General features: G+C 53.3%; 12 protein-coding genes. 9 read left to right on the top strand and 3 right to left on the bottom strand.

The features are described from left to right. Positions 1–33: 33 nt before the first annotated feature. The 4 genes from larB to AB1S56_RS15950 are packed head-to-tail and all read left to right on the top strand — an operon-like array spanning position 34 to position 2862. The gene (larB, locus tag AB1S56_RS15965; protein ID WP_340872212.1) at positions 34–786 is read left to right on the top strand and encodes a nickel pincer cofactor biosynthesis protein LarB; all 753 of its coding nucleotides are present in this window, start codon (positions 34–36) and stop codon (positions 784–786) included. A 1-nt stretch (position 787) separates the two neighbouring features. Continuing rightward, positions 788–1717: a LarC family nickel insertion protein gene (locus AB1S56_RS15960; protein ID WP_367903369.1), complete on the top strand. Its 930-nt coding sequence runs from the start codon at positions 788–790 to the stop codon at positions 1715–1717. Between the two features lie 4 nt (positions 1718–1721). Then, positions 1722–2213, top strand: coding sequence for a nickel insertion protein (gene larC, locus AB1S56_RS15955; RefSeq protein ID WP_340872214.1), 492 nt, complete (start codon positions 1722–1724; stop codon positions 2211–2213). Next, positions 2206–2862, top strand: a complete 657-nt coding sequence (locus tag AB1S56_RS15950) for an urease accessory protein UreH (protein WP_340872215.1) — start codon at positions 2206–2208, stop codon at positions 2860–2862. Before larC ends, AB1S56_RS15950 begins: the two co-directional genes overlap by 8 nt. Positions 2863–2889: 27 nt before the next feature. On the opposite strand, the gene AB1S56_RS15945 is transcribed toward AB1S56_RS15950, so the two are convergent. Then, positions 2890–3786, bottom strand: a complete 897-nt coding sequence (locus tag AB1S56_RS15945) for an AraC family transcriptional regulator (protein ID WP_340872216.1) — start codon at positions 3784–3786, stop codon at positions 2890–2892. Between the two features lie 171 nt (positions 3787–3957). On the opposite strand from AB1S56_RS15945, the gene AB1S56_RS15940 reads away from it, so the two are divergent. Both AB1S56_RS15940 and AB1S56_RS15935 read left to right on the top strand, forming a co-directional pair. Further along, a complete protein-coding gene (locus AB1S56_RS15940) occupies positions 3958–6456 on the top strand; it encodes a glycoside hydrolase family 2 TIM barrel-domain containing protein (protein WP_340872217.1) in 2499 nt (832 codons plus the stop codon). A gap of 25 nt (positions 6457–6481) precedes the next feature. Then, positions 6482–7630 carry a glycoside hydrolase family 88 protein gene (locus tag AB1S56_RS15935; protein ID WP_340872249.1) on the top strand — a complete coding sequence of 383 codons (1149 nt, stop codon included), beginning with the start codon at positions 6482–6484 and terminating at the stop codon, positions 7628–7630. 60 nt (positions 7631–7690) lie between these two features. Here the strand turns inward: AB1S56_RS15935 and AB1S56_RS15930 are convergent, their stop codons facing one another. After that, a complete protein-coding gene (locus AB1S56_RS15930; RefSeq protein ID WP_340872218.1) occupies positions 7691–8875 on the bottom strand; it encodes a patatin-like phospholipase family protein in 1185 nt (394 codons plus the stop codon). A 143-nt stretch (positions 8876–9018) separates the two neighbouring features. Between AB1S56_RS15930 and AB1S56_RS15925 the strand changes: the two genes are divergently transcribed. The 3 genes from AB1S56_RS15925 (at position 9019) to AB1S56_RS15915 (ending at position 13009) form a co-directional block, all read left to right on the top strand. Beyond that, complete coding sequence (locus tag AB1S56_RS15925; protein ID WP_340872219.1) at positions 9019–9822, top strand: SDR family NAD(P)-dependent oxidoreductase; 804 nt, start codon at positions 9019–9021, stop codon at positions 9820–9822. A gap of 37 nt (positions 9823–9859) precedes the next feature. Then, entirely contained in the window at positions 9860–11608 is a 1749-nt protein-coding gene (locus AB1S56_RS15920; RefSeq protein ID WP_340872220.1) for an alpha-glycosidase, read from the top strand. Positions 11609–11761: 153 nt separating this feature from the next. Beyond that, positions 11762–13009: a sugar phosphate nucleotidyltransferase gene (locus AB1S56_RS15915; protein WP_340872221.1), complete on the top strand. Its 1248-nt coding sequence runs from the start codon at positions 11762–11764 to the stop codon at positions 13007–13009. Between the two features lie 199 nt (positions 13010–13208). On the opposite strand, the gene AB1S56_RS15910 is transcribed toward AB1S56_RS15915, so the two are convergent. Continuing rightward, positions 13209–16841 (bottom strand): glycoside hydrolase family 9 protein, encoded by a 3633-nt coding sequence (locus tag AB1S56_RS15910; RefSeq protein WP_340872223.1) that lies wholly within the window; start codon positions 16839–16841, stop codon positions 13209–13211. Between the last annotated feature and the right edge of the window lie 761 nt (positions 16842–17602).

Below are 17602 nucleotides of genomic sequence, written 5' to 3'. Positions count from 1 at the left end.
TAGACCACTCGTAACGCTATGAGGTGAAACATCGTGTTGGAAAATATTTTGAGACAGGTGCAGAACGGAAGCATGAGTGTCGAGGACGCAACCAAGCAGCTGGCCCCGTTCGAAAACCTTGGCTTCGCGAAGGTTGACCATCATAGGAAGCAACGGCAAGGCTTCCCTGAGATTGTGTACGGGGAGAATAAAACAGCGGAGCAGATTATTGGCATTGCGAGAGCGCTGCAAGCACAGAACAACGAGGTGCTCATAACTCGTATTACGCCAGATAAAGCGGAAGCCATTCAAAACGTGTGTCCGAGCTATGTATATGACAACACCTCCAGGCTTCTCTATTGGAAGAACTCCGAACAAGCAGGCGTCGACCGAAAAGGATATATTGCCGTGATCGCAGCAGGGACATCCGATATAAGCGTCGCGGAGGAGGCAGCGGTTACCGCCGAAGTGCTGGGCAGCAAGGTGCATCGCTTCTATGACGTCGGAGTTGCAGGTATTCATCGTTTGCTGCATCATGCTGAGGATATTCAGCAAGCGACGGTTTCTGTTGTCGTGGCCGGCATGGAAGGCGCGCTTGCCAGCGTAGTGGGAGGCTTGGTGGCGCATCCGGTCATTGCCGTTCCGACAAGTGTAGGCTATGGAGCCAGCTTTAATGGCCTGTCGGCGCTGCTGACCATGCTTAATTCCTGCGCTTCAGGCATTAGCGTTGTTAATATCGATAACGGTTTTGGAGGCGGCTACAATGCTGCGCTGATCCATCAGCTTATACACAGGGGGAACGCTTAGCATGAAAACCTTATATATCGACTGCTTCTCCGGCATCAGCGGAGATATGTTTATTGGTGCGCTGCTGGATGCCGGCGGCAGCTTGAGCCTGCTTCAGGAGGAGCTGAATAAGCTTCAGATCAGTGACGAATTCAAGCTTAAGCGTGATACGGTCGTCAAAAATGGCATTACGGCAGTCAAATTTGATGTCGAGCTCCTTCAACAGGCGAACAAGGATGCTCAAAAGCATGAGCATAGCCACCACCATGATCATGCGCACAGTCACGAGCATACGCACAGCCACCACCATGATCATGGGCACAGTCACGAGCATACGCACAGCCATCACCATGATCATGGGCACAGTCACGAGCATACGCACAGCCATCACCATGATCATGGGCACAGTCACGAGCATACGCACAGCCACCACCATCACCATGATCATCGCGCGTATAAGGACATCGTTCGATTAATAGAGGATTCGGCCTTAGAGGATAAGGTCAAGCAAACAGCCTTGGCAATCTTCCGGAAAATAGGGGAAGCCGAAGGCAAAATTCATGGCATCGCGCTGGAGCATGTTCACTTCCATGAGGTGGGCGCCGTCGACTCCATTGTGGATATTGTAGGAGCGGCCATTCTGATTCATCAGCTGCAAATTTCGAAGGTAGTCTGCTCTGCGGTTCCGGTCGGCATGGGCAAGATTCGTATTGATCACGGCATCTATCCCGTGCCTGCGCCAGCGACACTGGAGATGCTTAAAGGAATACCCATTGAGCATTCGCATATTCGAGCAGAGCTAACTACACCAACGGGTGCTGCAATCGTTGCGGTTCTTGGAGAGAGCTTCGGTCCACTGCCTTCGCTTAAGGTGGAGTCCATCGGTTACGGAGCAGGAACCAAGACGTTCCAGGAACAGCCTAACGTGCTTCGTGTCATGATCGGAGAATAATGGGATGGGAAAGCAACTGCCGCCGCCGAACGAGCATACGGATAACGAGATGGTCAAAATGGAAGTCAACCTGGATGACATGCCTGGAGAGTGGCTTGGCTACGTCATGGATCTGCTCTTTGAGCAAGGTGCAAACGATGTTTATTACACCCCCATATACATGAAGAAGAACAGGCCTGGCACGCTGCTGCAGCTGTTATGCTCCACTGGCGATATAGATGCGATGAAAAACATCCTCTTCAGGGAGACGACGACACTGGGCATCCGTTATTATCCTTTATCGGTCCATCGTCTGGAGCGAGTATTTGTAACCGCACAGACGGAGTGGGGACCGATCAAGGTGAAGAAAGGCATTTATGGAGGCGAGGTCGTGCAATGGGCTCCAGAGTACGAAGAGTGCAAGCAAATCGCGAGAACGTATGGCATACCCCTTAAGAGGGTATACGACGCCATCCGCAAAGCGGAAGATCTAGGAGATGAACGCACCCATGATTAGTTTATTATCCCTTCTTTTCCTCGGATTCATATTAGGCATTAAGCATGCTATTGAGCCAGACCACATCATTGCGGTGTCTACGATGGTGGGCAAACATAAAAAACTGCTGCGATCGACATTAACGGGCGTATTCTGGGGAATTGGCCATACCGCGACATTATTTGTTGTTGGTATGCTTCTTGTCCTGCTGAAGGGGGAATTGTCAGATAGCCTGGCCATGTCGCTCGAATTTCTGGTAGGAATCATGCTGGTCTATTTGGGTGCCAAAAATCTGATACCCTCCAAGGGCTCGTTTGCTAGTCAAAAGGGTGATGTAAACGGTTCGATGTGGAGAGTTACAATAATCGGCTTCGTGCATGGTCTTGCCGGCAGCGCAGCCCTGGTCATTCTGACCCTATCGACGGTATCGTCCATTTGGGAGTGTGCCCTGTATATACTCGTCTTCGGCATAGGAACCATTACAGGGATGCTGGTGTTTACAACCATCCTGGGCATTCCTTTTGTGTATGGCAGCTCTAACAAGCCGTTGTCCGCCTCGTTAACCCGAATAGCCGGAACGGTCAGCTTTGTATTTGGCCTTTACTACATGTACAATCTGGGCATAACAGAAGGCTTGTTCGATATGTGGCTAGGCAGAAGCTCAAGCTAGCCCTTTCTCCGGCCATTCGTCATCCCATTATTCATTTCCCTGTATGTGGACTGCCCCTTCCTCGCGTTTGAACCGGTACGGCGTCTGGCCAACATGACGTTTAAAGGCTTGACAGAAGTATGGAAAATTGGGATAGCCGACAGCCTCGCCAATGTCCTTCATGGGCAGGTCAGTTGTTCGGAGCAGCCAGCACGCTTGGCGAATGCGGCGGGCGGTAATGTATTCGGTAATGGTACTGCCTACAGCACGGCGAAAAAGACTTGAGACATGATTGGGCGTGAGATGCACAGCTTGCGCCAGCTTGTCGAGCTCAAAGGGCTCCATGTAATGCTCCTCCAGCCATTCCAGAAGGTGCTCCGCTGCGCTGAGCACCTTCCCCCCCGAATGCGCCCCAACCGTTCCCGAAGCCTCACTTTGTATCCAAGCAGTACGAATGTGCTGGAGCAGCGTACTCAGGAAGAACAGCTGCTGCTCCAGCAGCTGCTCCGAGGCGCAATGCTTCAGCGCACCGGAGTAGTAATGAAGCAAGCCTTCTATTTCGGGCAAATCTAGCATGCAGAGCTTGGATGGGAGAGAGGGATCCCTGGACAGCAGCCGCAGAAATGCCTGTAGTGTCGGAAATGATCCCAGCACCGCTTCAAGAGCAGCGGGCTCGAATACAAACAAGGATCGGACGTAAGGCTGATCGGGCAGTCCAGTTACTCGGATGCGGTGCAGCTGGTACGGACGGAAGCAGAACATTGCCCCCGGTCGCAGCTCGAAAATTTGTTTGTCCACAATGACATGTCCCCGCCCCTCGTGCACATACAACAGCTCCATGCCTTGATGGGCATGATAAATTTCGGCAAACTCATACGAGCGGTCCTTATGGAATGACAGCTGGACGGGATGCCTGTTCAAGTTCATGTAGTTTATTAGCTTCATGGCGTTATGCCTCTCTCCGCACAAGTTTGCAGCAATATCGTAATCTAACAACATTTTATCATGAATGAGTGAAACATGCTCGTACTGATATTTGTTAAGATGGAGTTAGCAGGAACGATACATCATGTAAGCCGCTGCGAACATACGAGCAAGAGCAAGGGGGCATTGCACATGAGGAAAACGCGCTTAATCCAGTCATGGGAGCATTACACAGGCAGCCTTGGTGGCGTGTGGGAAGTATGGAGAGCCGACAAGCTGAATAACCATTACAACGTGCCTTGGCGTCCGGTTGCCTTGCCGCACACGTATAACGCCCTGGATGTGATGGACCCGGATGCCAAATATTATCAAGGTCCGGGCTGGTACCGCACCCGTCTCAAGGTGGATAATCCGTATCCGGAAGGCCGGACACTGCTGCACTTTGAAGGCGCGGGACAACGAACCAGCGTCTATGTGTACACAGAGCTCGTCGGCGAGCACCTCGGAGGTTATGATGAATTTACGGTAGACATTACAGAGGCGTCCACAGCAATCCAAGCGCTCGAACGATATGAGGGAGCGGTGCCGCTTGCCATTATGTGCGACAACAGCCGTGAGCTGGAGACGATTCCGTCAGACGCCAGTGATTTCAACCTGTATGGCGGGCTGTACCGATATGTCAACCTCGTTCATGTACCCGCAATTTCTTGGAAGCAGATGCATGTAGAGCCGGTGCTTCAGGAGGATGGCACTTGCCGTGTCAAAGTCCGAGCGGAGCTCTACAACCCGCTGGCAAAGGACGATTCTGTAGAGATAACGGTAAACATTCGAGATGCAAAAGGCTGTCTGGTGGCGGAACAACACCTATCCACCGCTTCATGGAAGGCGTGCAAAATGTTGCTCGACACGGTGCTGGAATCACCTCAGCTATGGTCGACAGCTACGCCTGCCTTATATCAGTGCGAGGTCATTCTTAAGAGTCGCTATGGCAGCACGTCGGAGCAAGCGTCCTTCGGCGTTAGATCGTTCGAATTTGTTCCGAACGGCCCCTTCAAGCTGAACGGGGAGAGGCTGCTGCTTCGCGGCACGCACCGACATGAGGATCATGCGGGAGTCGGAGCGGCGATGACGGAGGAGATGATTCGTTATGAGATGCAGCTCATTAAGGATATGGGCGCCAACTTCATTCGTCTAGGACATTACCAGCAATCCCGCATTGTACTGGATTGCTGCGACGAGCTCGGCATTCTGGTATGGGAGGAGATTCCATGGTGCCGCGGGGGATTAGGGGGCGAATCCTACCGTCAGCAGTGCCGCGACATGTTGAAGGCGATGATCGAGCAGCATTACAATCATCCATCCGTCATTCTATGGGGATTGGGCAACGAAAACGATTGGGAATGCGATTTCGACTACTTCGATCAGGAGCAAATTCGCAGCTTTATGCTTGAGCTGCATGAGCTGTCTCATTCGCTTGATCCGAGCCGGCTTACAGCGATACGACGCTGCGAGTTCTGCAAGGATATTGTCGACGTGTATTCCCCTTCCATCTGGGCAGGCTGGTATCGAGGCATCTACACGGATTATGAGAGCAGCAGCCGCCAGGCCTTCGAGAATGTACGCTCGTTCTTCCATATGGAATGGGGAGCGGATAATCTGGCGACCCGGCATGTAGAGCAGCCATTTACAGGCTTTGACCTGATCCAGGGGGAGGATGGAGGGACCGATGAGCGAGATGGCGATTACTTACTGGTTGGCGGAGAAGCGCGTGTATCCCGCGACGGCGATTGGTCGGAGACATATTTCTGCGAGATGATCGACTGGTATTTGAAGACACAGGAGAAGATGGACTGGCTTACCGGGGCCGCGCAGTGGTCGTTTAAAGATTTTGCAACGCCGGTCCGGCCGGACTCTCCCATTCCGTATTTAAATATGAAAGGAATCGTGGAGCGAGACTTTACCCCAAAAGACGCCTACTATGTGTTCCAATCGTATTGGAGCGACAAGCCCATGATTCGCATCTACGGACATACCATGCCGATCCGCTGGGGAGCGGAGAACGAGAGCAAGCTGATCAAGGTCTACTCCAATTGTGAAGAGGCGGAGCTGTTCCTAAATGGCGTAAGCCTCGGCAGAAGAAAGCGCGACTCGCAAAATTTCCCCTGCGCGGGACTTCGCTGGGAGACGCCTCTTATGGCTGGAAAAAACGATGTGCGTGTTATCGGCTTCCAGAACGGCGTCACGGTCGAGGATCGGCATACGTTCCATTACGAGACGGCATCGTGGGGGGAGCCTGTGGAGCTGAGGCTTTATGCAGAGAAGCAGGCTGATGGGCGTGTTTATGTCGAAGCGCGAGCATTTGATGCAGAAGGGCGCTTCTGTCCGGATGCCATTCACTTTGTCCGCTTTGGCCTCAGCGGCGACGGACGGCTGCTGGATAACCTGGGCACCGTGCGCGGCTCGAGACTCATGCAGCTTGCTGGCGGGCGGGCTGGCATCTATGTGGATCCTGACGGTGCGCTGCCTGCGGCGATTACAGAGACCGGGTTTTTCTCGGCAGGCGGCCCTTCCTCCGCAAGGGACAAGCGGAGCAGCGAGGCTGCGTCTAGTCAGTCGGTATCTGTCATTAGCGTGAAATGCGAGGGGCTCCCGACGGCTTGGGTGACATGGGAGGAGCAGGATGGAGAATGATGAAATCACAGGGAGGCTATAAATGATGGCACAAGTACACGATCAATGGAAGCAGGCCGCTCAGCTTAAGGGAGTATTGCCCGAGGTGTGGGAGCAGCTTCAGGTGAAGGTCGACCGAATGATCAGTCAACTCGGAGACAAGTCTCCACACGTGGCAAAGGCCGATGGCATCTACGACGATATGCGCCTGGACTGGTGGACGTCCGGCTTCTGGCCTGGCATGCTGTGGATTCTATATGATATGACGGGCAAGGAGCACTACAAGACGGCAGCCTGGGAATGGGATATTCGTCTTGAGCAGAGGTTTACGGAGGACAACAACTTTCATCACGATGTCGGTTTCCAGTTCCTGCCGACAGCAGTTATCAAGCACCAGATTACGGGAGACAGCGATGCGCTTCGCCGAGCGGTCTACGCTGCCAACTTCCTGGCTGGCCGATTCAATTATGCGGGCAGGTTCCTGCGGGCCTGGAATCAGGACAAGCGGGGCTGGGCGATCGTAGATTCGTCGATGAACCTATCCCTTCTGTTCTGGGCGGCTGCTGAGCTGGAGGACCCTCGCTTCGAGCAGGTAGCCCGCATGCATGCGGATACCGTTGTAGATCGCTTCATCCGGCCAGATGGATCCGTGAACCATATACTTAGCTTCGACCCTGCAAGCGGAGAGCTCATTGAGTCTCTCGGCGGCCAAGGAGCGGGCCCGAACTCTGCTTGGAGCCGCGGCGCGTCCTGGGCGCTGCATGGGATGGCGAATGTGTATCGCTATACGAGAGACACGAGGTATCTAGAAGCAGCTCAGCGTGTGGCGCACTACTTCATTGCCTGCCTGCCAGACGACTCGGTGCCCCATTGGGATTTCCGCGCAGCGGATTCGCTAAGCGACGAGCCGCGCGACACCTCGGCGGGCGCTTGCGCTGCGTCGGGATTGCTGGAGCTGGCCGATATGCTGCCTGGCGCAGAGGGGATGCCTTATCGTCAAGCGGCGGAACGTATCCTGCTGTCGCTGACGAATCACTACGGCACTTGGGATCAGCCTGAGCATGAGGCGATATTGATAGGCGGTACCGGACATAAGCCAGCCGGGCAGAATGTCGACGTGTCGCTCATCTACGGCGACTATTATTATGTGGAGTCGATCGCGAAGCTGATGGGATGGAAACGGAGAATTTTTTAAGCGGAGTTGGATTGGAATAGGTGACGGGCAGGAAGCCCCCTAATGGACGAATGTGGTCTATTAGGGGGTTTTAAATATGGCTTCCAGGATGCGCTGAGCCGCCATGCACAGCTCTACCTGTCGGAAGTGTAGTCCCTGAACGTTCTTAAGAGGGCCATGGATAACGGAGCGCACCCAATCCTGGAAGGAATAGACCGCGTACTTCTCGATTCCCTTGGCCGAAGCCAGCGCTTCCGCCAGGTGAATGATAAAGGTGATCGAGGAGGCGTCCCCAGGAAGGCGCATACTCTCTGACAGCCTGGGCACAATGACTCTGCTCCACAGCTCGCGCGCAGGAATGCCGCTAGCCCCAAGCATGCGGCCCAGCGCAAGCAGCTTGGCATCGGGGAGTGAGGCGAGCATCCCCTTGCAAGCTTCCTCGGTTAAAGACTCAATGTCGATGCAATAGACGCGCCCCTGCAGCCCCTGCAGCCCTCGGAGTGCGTCGTAATACCCCATGCTCATGCTGCGGTGAATGGCTGAGGGGTTAAAGCTCATCATACCGCCGAGCGGCTCGGAGGGGGCGATTGTTGTCAACGTGAGGTCGGGATATCGGACCTTTTGCGTCACGCCCATCGCGAAGGTGCGGACCGCAACAATGCTTGTATAGCCTTTGCGTGCAAGCATATTAATGGGGCAATTATCGTACAGCCCGCCGTCGATATAGGCTTTATCGTCAATAAACGTCGTCTGAAAGCCTGGAAATGAGGCGCTGGCCATCAGATAGTCCAATATTCGTCCTGCCGGGATGTCCTCCTTGTACAGCTCCAGCGGAGCTCGGTCACTCAAGGATACGGTTACCAGCCCAAAGTCCGCAGTGCTGGACCGCAGCCGGCTTTCGTCAATCAGGGACTCCATAAATAGTCGCATTTTATGCGTATCCATGCCTCTGCCCGCGATAAGCCTCTTGGTGCGCGCGGCCATGTGGCGCAGGGCTGCTGTATCCAGTCTCCGCCTCATCAGCAAGCGGTATTCCTCTTCGCTGATGTCGAAGATCGACCGGGCGTCGAGCTGCTCCCAAACCCCGAAGCCAATCTCGAAATCTCCCTGCGCGATAACGGCTCCGTTCAAGGCGCCGATTGAGGTGCCGGCTATGGCGTCGAAGGTATAGCCAGCCTCCCGGTACGCTTTGACGACCCCCATATGGTAAGCGCCTTTGGCGCCGCCTCCTTCAAGCGCAAGCGCCAGCTTGCCGTTTGCTGTCACGAACGCCTTTCCCCTTTCCCATAACGCTGCTATTGTTTGCCAACTATATTCGCTTCGAGAGAAACATATTCCTGCTGTTTCAATGTACAAAGCAGGGTGTACTAATTCTCAAATCGATTAAAGTCCACAAAGGAGAGATGTACATGTCCCGTTATTCACACGCCAGACGATTAGAAGGCAAGGCAGCGCTTATTACGGGGGCGGGCTCCGGCATCGGACGAGCTTCCGCCATTCGCTTCGCCCAGGAAGGTGCAAACCTCGTCCTGCTTGGTCGGGAGCTGGAGCCGCTTGAGGCAGTTTGCCGGGAGGCTGAAGCCTTTGGCGTACAATCCATAGCCGTCCAGGCAGACATTGCGGATGAGCAGTCTCTTGAAGAGGCTTACCGCAGCGCGATCTACACCTTCGGACAGCTTGATATTGTATTTGCAAACGCGGGCATCAACGGTACGATCTCGCCCATTGAGCATATGAGCAAGGAGGAATGGGAGACCACCATTAACATCAACCTGACTGGAACGTTCCTGACGGTCAAGCAAGCCATTCCTCACCTGAAGGAGAAGGGCGGCAGCGTCATAATTAACAGCTCCATCAATGGCAATCGGGTATTCTCCAATTTCGGCTTCAGCGCCTATAGCAGCTCCAAGGCAGGGGTGTCCGCCTTTGCGCGCATGGCGGCTCTGGAGCTGGCGGAATTCGGCATACGCGTGAACGCGATATGTCCTGGCGCGATTTCAACCAATATTGACGAGTCAACCAAGCCTAAGCCGGAGCTGGAGGAGATCCGTATTCCTGTCGAATTCCCCGAAGGCGATCAGCCGCTTGAGAATGGACCAGGCAAGCCTGAGCAGGTTGCCAATCTCGTACTGTTTCTGGCGTCGGATGAGGCCAGCCATATTACCGGAACTTCCGTCTATATCGATGGAGCGGAATCCCTGCTTCGCGGGTAATGCGGACATCATCTAATCAAAAAAAGGAGCGTTCCCTATGTTATTGGAGAGTATCTATCATTCCCCCAGCCGTAGATGGTCATATGCTTATGATGCGGAGACGTTCCATCTCAGACTGAAAACAAAACGTAATGATGTGGAGAGGGTTGTTGCTGTTGCAGGAGACAAATATGACTGGGACCATCACTCCCATGAAGTGGAGATGGACCACATCGCAGCAGATGGCCTGCATGATTATTGGGAGGCGGTCATTCGTCCGGAATTCAAACGGTTCACCTACGGATTTCGTCTGCACAGCGGCGATGAGACGATCTGGCTTACGGAGGACGGCTTCTCTTCGGAGCAGCCGGCTCCGGCGGGCGGTTATTTCGAGGCTCATTATATTCATGAAGTGGATCTGTTCGCCCCGCCGGAGTGGGTAAAGGAGGCTGTATTCTATCAAATTCTCCCGGACCGCTTCGACAATGGCGATACCTCCAACGATCCAGAGGGAACCTTGCCCTGGGGAGAAAAGCCGGAGGGTGATTCCTTCTTCGGAGGAGATATCCAGGGAATGCTGAACCGCATCGGCCACTTGAACGAGCTTGGAGTGAACGCCGTCTATTTGACGCCAATCTTCCGCTCGCCCTCGAACCACAAGTATGACACGGTGGATTATCGCGAGATTGATCCCCATTTTGGAGACAAGGAGCTGCTTAAGAAGTTTGTACAGCTCTGTCATGACAACGGGATACGCGTTATTCTTGATGCGGTATTCAATCATGCGAGCGAGCAGTTCCAGCCGTTCCAGGATGTGCTGGAGAAGGGAGAGGAGTCGAAGTACAAGGACTGGTTCCACCTGAAGGAATTCCCGGTTGGCGTTCACGATGGTATGCCGAATTATGATACGTTTGGATTTTTTGGCCATATGCCTAAGCTGAATACCGCGCATCCTGATGTGAAGCAATATTTGATCGAAACTTCGGTCTACTGGATGGAAGAAACGGGGATTGACGGCTGGAGACTGGATGTCGCCAATGAGGTGGATCATCAATTTTGGCGGGAGTTCCGCCAAGCGGTCAAAACGGCTAATCCGGATGCCTTTATTGTAGGGGAAGTGTGGAGCGACTCCTTGAATTGGCTGCTTGGCGATCAATTTGATTCCGTCATGAATTATCCGTTGACGCAGCAGAGTCTTGGCTTTTTTGCCGATCGAACCATCTCGCCTGCCCAATTCGCAGAGCGCGTGAACGGGCTTCTCATGCGTTATCCGCAGCAGACGAACGAGGCGCTCTTCAACCTGCTGTCCAGTCATGATATACCACGAGTCCTGACACGATGTGATGGCGATATTGGAAGGCTCAAGCAAGCTGTTGTATTCATGATGACCATGATGGGCTTGCCTTGCATTTATTATGGGGATGAGTTCGGCATGGATGGCGGAGACGATCCGGATTGCCGCAAGTGCATGGTCTGGGATGAGGAGAGCCAGAACAAGGACCTGTTCGATTTCTATAAGCTGCTTATCGCACTGAGGAAGGAGCACAAGGCGCTGCGCAGCGGTCGATTCCGCATTCTATCAGCAGAAGCGGAAGGCGGCTCGCTTATTTATGAACGGCTGGATGGGGAAGAGCATTTCACCGTCTGGGTCAATCGTTCGGACGAACACGCCGAGCTGACTCATCCCATGGTGGAGGGCGGCTGGCGTGATGCCTTAACGGACGAGGAGATTGATAATCATGAGGGGCGTCTGACCATCCAGCTTGAGCCGAACGGTTATAGGATTATATGGCGGAGAATCCAATAGCCGCTCCATACTATTAGAATGGCGTGCCGGCTGACCGGCGCGCCATTTTTTTGCGCATTCGGGCTGTTTCAGATGTTGTCATTAAGTGTATCAAATATTACCGACATAAAGGTTCGAGGTGTACCAACATACTAAGAGAGTTTGGAGGAATATATGGTGAATCAAATGGTTTGTACAGCTATGCTGCTTGCGGGCGGTGAGGGCAAACGGCTTGCTCCGCTTACCTCTTCCTTGGCGAAACCCGTTGTGCCTTTCGGCGAACGTTACCGTATGATAGACTTTCCGCTTAGCAATTGCTTGAATTCAGGCATTCGCAATGTAGGCGTGTTAACTCATTATTGCTCCGACACGGTACACCGTCATATTGGCGACGGCGGCGCGTGGCTTAACGCTATAGGGGCCAAGCACGCGGGTGAAATTGTGATGCTGCCGGCTTCTGAGCACTCTCCTAGCGGATGCTACAGTGGCACAGCCGATGCCATTTATCGCAATTTAGCCTACATCGATCACCATGATCCACAACATGTTCTGATCCTGTCTGGCGACCATATCTATCAAATGGATTATCGTCCCATGCTGGAGAGGCATATTAGCAGTGGCGCATCCGCCACAATTGCAGTGAAGGAAGTGCCTTGGCACGAAGCTAGCCGCTTTGGCATTTTGAATACAACTGAGGATTACAGCGTCGTGGAGTTTGAAGAGAAGCCATCCCGTCCAAGGAGCAATCTAGCTTCAATGGGCATCTATCTGTTCCGCAAGGACAAGCTCATAGAGGTGCTGGAGCAAGATGCCCGGAATCCCGAATCCAGCCATGACTTCGGCAAGGATATCATTCCAAAGCTTCTCCTGGGTGGCGAGCGAATATCCGCTTATCCATATGAAGGCTACTGGCGCGATGTAGGCACAGTCGACAGCCTATGGGAAGCCCATATGGAGCTGATTGACGGAAAGCTTAACTTATCTGAGCCTCATTGGCCGCTCCACTCCAGCTGTGTGTCACCCTTAGGTATGACTAATAGTCGAAGCGGGATTGTGTCTCCGGATTGTATTGTAGACAGCTATTGCCGGATGGAGGGCAGCGCCAAGCGTTCCATTATTAGCACAGGATCCGTAATCGGCAGAGGCAGCCTGCTCTCAGAGAGCATTATTATGCCCGGCGCTCGAATTGGCCGTCATGTCCGCATCCACAAAGCTATTATTGGCGAGAATGCCGTTATTGAGGATGGTGCTGTAATTGGTGCTCCAGATGCGGCGCACATCTCGGTTGTAGCACCAGGAGAAGCTGTCAAGGCGGAGCGCAGAACCGCGCCTGTCAGCTCTGACAACCTCGCAGCCCTGTTGTCCGGCTCTGCGGGACGCCGTAATCGCAAGCTTCACAAAAGCCAAGCGCTTGGCTATTAGACCATTAGGTCTTCTCGTAGTCGTACAATAGCGCCGGAATAGAAGGCATCCTGGAGACAGGAGAAGTCGAGGCGGCATGCCGGTCCGCCACGCGGTTCCAGGCATGGAGACGAGCTGTTTGCCATGTGCGGTCCCGCTTATATGACAAAAGGAGAGGACGGGGGTAACCCGCGTCCTCTCCTTTCCAGTTCGGCTTGCTTTAGCTCACGGATGGACCGGTCGCCACGGTCGTGCTGACCGCATCGGACGTCTTATCCGTCGTCGTGAAGTAGTACTTATGATTGCCTTTGGGCAGCCTTGTAATGAGTCTATAGGTCTTGCCGTTTGTATAATCCGTGTCATTCACGTTCACCTCGTACATCTTGCGGACTACGCCGTCTGTGACAAGCTCTACAGCATACGGCGCTTCGTTGTCGACATCGGTATATGTCACGGTAAACGTAAAGTTCGACAGAGTATTGCCGGTTGTTGCACTCACGCTGCCGGCTGTTAACGTTGGCGCGCTGCCGCTGGCCGTGTTGGTAAATTGGAGATCATCCATAAACATCTCTCCATAACCCTTGACGGTCTGCTTCAGCCAAATCGTAATCACGGCTTTCGTCCTGTCCATGGCAGCCGGCGCTGTGCTCGTGTCGAACTGCATATCGGTCCAAGTGGTCGGGATGCTGATCCAGCCGTTCGTCAAGTTGATGCTGTTTTTGCCATCGGACAAGGTTGCCCGCATGCGCAAGTTTGGATGGCTCGGATTTTTCACCTTCATGTTGACGTAACGATAGCCATCTACGCTATAGGATTCGTTCCAATGCTGGAATTTGGCTTCCGCGTTGACGTTGGACGGGTTCTGCCCAAACTTGCCGACGAAATTCCCGGGAGTATCTTCAACCCTGGCGAAAGTGCCTTCGTTGGTGCCGCCATTCTGATTCCACCAGTTCACCCATTGTCCGTTCGCTTTGCCCCATACTCCATTTTTGTCAAAGTCATCGAAGAGAAGCGGATGCGAAGGGTCCGGAAGCGGCCGGGCAACCGTATAGTGCATGTGGCTGTACGTGTAGTTGCCCGAGGTGTCGTTGCCTCTCACGCGCATGAACAGATTGGATAGCGGTGTGACTGTGCTTGTGTCGAACGTATACTCATAGGCAGGGCCATTCAGCGTCATTGGCACATAGGTTCCGCCGGTTCTTACAGCCGGCGTGCCGGCGTTCGTGCTGGTGAATACCGTGACATCGCCGCGTACATATTCGCCAAGGGTCGGGCCAAACACTTGAAGCTCGGGCAGATTCGACCCCGAAGATGCTTCATTATTAATCGTGCTGAGTCCCATAACCGTGTAGAACATGCCGGCTTGGATATTGACGCTGTACTCATTGTATCGCCACTGACTCATATTGTCCGCGCCCGCGTACCGGTCTTCGTACCATGGACTGACGCTGAATTGATCCTTCGGATTTTTGATATTCGCGCCGCTGACCATCGCGCCAGGGATGACGACCCCTTGATTGGCAGACGAGTTCGCTTCTTCGTCCAACCGCGTGTGGAGGAAGTCGACATAGTCGGTACCGATGCCGGACACCCAGCTAGTATTCCATGGATTCTGCCCGTAGACCCAGTACATTGCTCTTTGAATGATGCGGAGCGTATCGGGATCGCCGAAGAGCTCGTAATACCGCATCATATCCCCGATATACGCCATAAGCGGCTCGTTTACGCCGAAGTTGCTGAACTGGTTGATGACGCCGTACGGCGTATCGTCCATGAGCGTCAACACGTAATGGAACTGCTCCTCGAGCAAGTCCTGAATGTGTGCTTGCGTCGCCGTATCGGCCACCGGATAGAATTCGGCGAGCGCGATCGGCCGCATGCTCCAATACGCGGTCGAGCTCAGGTCGTCGAACGTGAGAGCATTGGCGGCAGTCGTTGCCGCGTTTTTGTAAGCCACATCGTTTGTGAGCAGGTACATCTCGACATCGGCGAAGATTCTTGATTTGTTGACGTCCCCGTGCTGAGGAGCGGTCAGATTGGCGACCATAAAGTCGTACATCGTAGTCGCTGCTTCTTCGTATTCGTCGGCGGCTGCGTTTAGATCCGTGAAGAGAGAGGTCGGAACGTCGCCTTCGGCTATTGCCGTGCGAATCGCGCGCGCCGTCGAGGCGAGCGTTGCCGCGCCTTTGGCCGAGCCTTTTACGCTGAGCACATCGGTACGCAGCTTCCGGTCGTCCGAGTTGCCCGGGATGCCATCGGTTTCTTTGTGAGGGTGTACGAAGGCCCCATGATGGGAGATGTTGTACATTGCGCCGTTGAATAGGTTGGCGAACTTCACCAAATAATCGCTGGCAAACATCGCTTCATCGATAAGGTCGGGAATATCGTTATTGTCATTATCGAACTTGACGCTAGGGGAGTCTAAGTTCCGGAGATAAGCCAAGACGATCTCTGCGCCTACCCATTGATTGGCGCCGTATTTACCGTAGTCGCCCGCGTCGTAATGACCGCCTGTCAGGTCATAGCTAGTCGTGCCGTCAAGGCTGATGGCATCGTCCAGATGTCCCGCGGGATGGAACACTTTTTCGGATGGCGGGATGGTGCTGTACCCTGGCGGGTAAACATCGGAAGTGGCCACGCTGGCGCGCTGAATCCGATAGAATGCCGTCATCTCGTCCTTGTAGCCGTCCCAGACGTTCGTTTTAATCGGGAACGGGTACGATGAGATGCCGTTTGTCTTTATCGTGTAGTTGTCTCCGAGCGTCGTAATTTCCGGGAATTCAATCATGTACACATATTTGCCCCAGACCATTCCTCTGTAAGGCATATGACCCGACTTCACCACAGTGGTGCCGTTCAGGATTTGATAGCTGTTGTCGCCCAGATAAGTAGTGGATGTAATGATTGCATTTTTGTAAGCGGTCGAGCTGTAGCCGACTTGGCTTACGGTAACGTCGATAATAGAAGACGATTGCGTAACGGTTGGAGCAGTCGCGGGAGTTGTGGAAGCGGCAGGGGATGAACCGTCAGCGGCGCGGAAGTAGTAAGTGCTGGTGCCGACAGGCAGTTTGCGAAGGAAAAAATATTCCTTGCCGTCCGTGTAAGCCGTGTCGCTGTAATCGACCTCGCGCATATCGTATGCTTTGTCGTCGATGACGACCTGCATCGCGAGAGGCTTATTATTATCCTGGTCGGTGTATGTCGCTCTGAAGGTATACATCGTATTCTGATTGTTGATGGTGCCCGAGTTGGAAGTAAGAGGAGCTGCAACGAGCGTAGGCGAATTGCCGGTGTTGTCCGTTGTCGCCGTGATCTCATCCATCAAAATTTCACCGTAGCCGGTTGCCGTTTGCTTCAACCAAATCTCGAAGCGGATCTTCTTTTTGTTTATGGCTGGCGATAGAGCGTTCAGATCGATCTGCGTAGTGGTCCAGGTCGTGGGCACGGCTGCGAAGCCGCCGGTCAGGTCGAAATTTCTCTCTCCATCGTTGATGACAATACGAATGCGGGCGTTTGGATAACCGGGATTTTTCATCTTGAAATTCAGGTAACGATATCCCGTCAGGTTGATGGTCTGGTGCCAAGGCTCGAACTTGGCCTGTGAGGCGCTTGAGGCTGGCGTCTGCGCGAATTTGCCGACGACGAGCGAGTCTACTGTCACCTTCGAGAAGGCTCCCGTCCCTCCCGATTGGTTGTACCAGTTCTGCCAGGCTTGCTTGAATTGGCCGTTACCGTCAAAGTCGTCGAAGATCGCTGGATTGTTGGGATCCGGCAGCGGCGTAACGGCGGCATGGGATGGAGTTGGCGTAAACACCAATGCTTGCATGCCAACCATAAGTCCTAGCCCTAGCAATAGAATCCTCCTGGCCTTTCCTGTTCTACGCGGCTTAATTGTCATCATAATACCTCCATTTCATAATGGTTGACGGTGCAGCGTACGAAACTCTAGCAAATCTCGCAACTAGCCGATTTTACGGTCATTCCTCCTTTTATGACACTATCTATTCGCTTTCACCAGTTATTGTAGTAGAATGGCGAGCGTTCATCCATGTCATATACAAGGATGCATGTGATCATTTCGAGCGTGTCGAGCGCGGCTGACTCATTCTCGAGTTTTCGACGGCAAACGCACAGATGCAAATCTCGCTGACGGACTCGAGCTAGCCGGGTCCGATAACGGTCAAAATGAATCCTTAGAAGCTGGATTTTGCACATTCTCGGCTGTAACGGTCAAAAATGGATCTTTAGCCGCGGATTATATTGAGGATCGATCAAATTGTGCGTTCTAAGAGGAAGAAATGACCGTTACAATTTTCGGCGTCCCCAATATCAACTCTAACTGCTGATTTTGACCGTTACAGCTCAAGACTGCCGTTCTAATTTCCGACGACATGAACCCTCTAACGAACGAATAACGTATGGAGACACTATATTTTCTTTATATTTCCAGGGGGTGAGCGACCGAAGAGGGTTACGGTATTAGGCTTCGAGCTCGCAGGAGAAGTCGAGGCGGTAGGTCGGTCCGTCACAGCCAAGAGCTGGGAATCAATTTTCTTTGAAACCGGCAAGGTTAACCGAAAAGGGCGTTCATTTTCTATATGAGCATTCATACTT

Origin of the sequence: Paenibacillus sp. PL2-23 (assembly GCF_040834005.1) — a bacterium.
In the GTDB taxonomy this organism is placed as follows: Bacteria; Bacillota; Bacilli; order Paenibacillales; family Paenibacillaceae; genus Pristimantibacillus.
The sequence above is the reverse complement of the archived record's forward strand: the minus strand, read 5'-3'. Positions and strand labels throughout refer to the sequence as shown.

Coding starts and splice junctions, on each gene's coding strand:
- AB1S56_RS15960 (WP_367903369.1), top strand. CDS start 788: ATGAAAACCTTATATATCGACTGCTTCTCCGGCATCAGCGGAGATATG.
- larC (WP_340872214.1), top strand. CDS start 1,722: ATGGGAAAGCAACTGCCGCCGCCGAACGAGCATACGGATAACGAGATG.
- AB1S56_RS15950 (WP_340872215.1), top strand. CDS start 2,206: ATGATTAGTTTATTATCCCTTCTTTTCCTCGGATTCATATTAGGCATT.
- AB1S56_RS15945 (WP_340872216.1), bottom strand. CDS start 3,786: ATGAAGCTAATAAACTACATGAACTTGAACAGGCATCCCGTCCAGCTG.
- AB1S56_RS15940 (WP_340872217.1), top strand. CDS start 3,958: ATGAGGAAAACGCGCTTAATCCAGTCATGGGAGCATTACACAGGCAGC.
- AB1S56_RS15935 (WP_340872249.1), top strand. CDS start 6,482: ATGGCACAAGTACACGATCAATGGAAGCAGGCCGCTCAGCTTAAGGGA.
- AB1S56_RS15925 (WP_340872219.1), top strand. CDS start 9,019: ATGTCCCGTTATTCACACGCCAGACGATTAGAAGGCAAGGCAGCGCTT.
- AB1S56_RS15920 (WP_340872220.1), top strand. CDS start 9,860: ATGTTATTGGAGAGTATCTATCATTCCCCCAGCCGTAGATGGTCATAT.
- AB1S56_RS15915 (WP_340872221.1), top strand. CDS start 11,762: ATGGTGAATCAAATGGTTTGTACAGCTATGCTGCTTGCGGGCGGTGAG.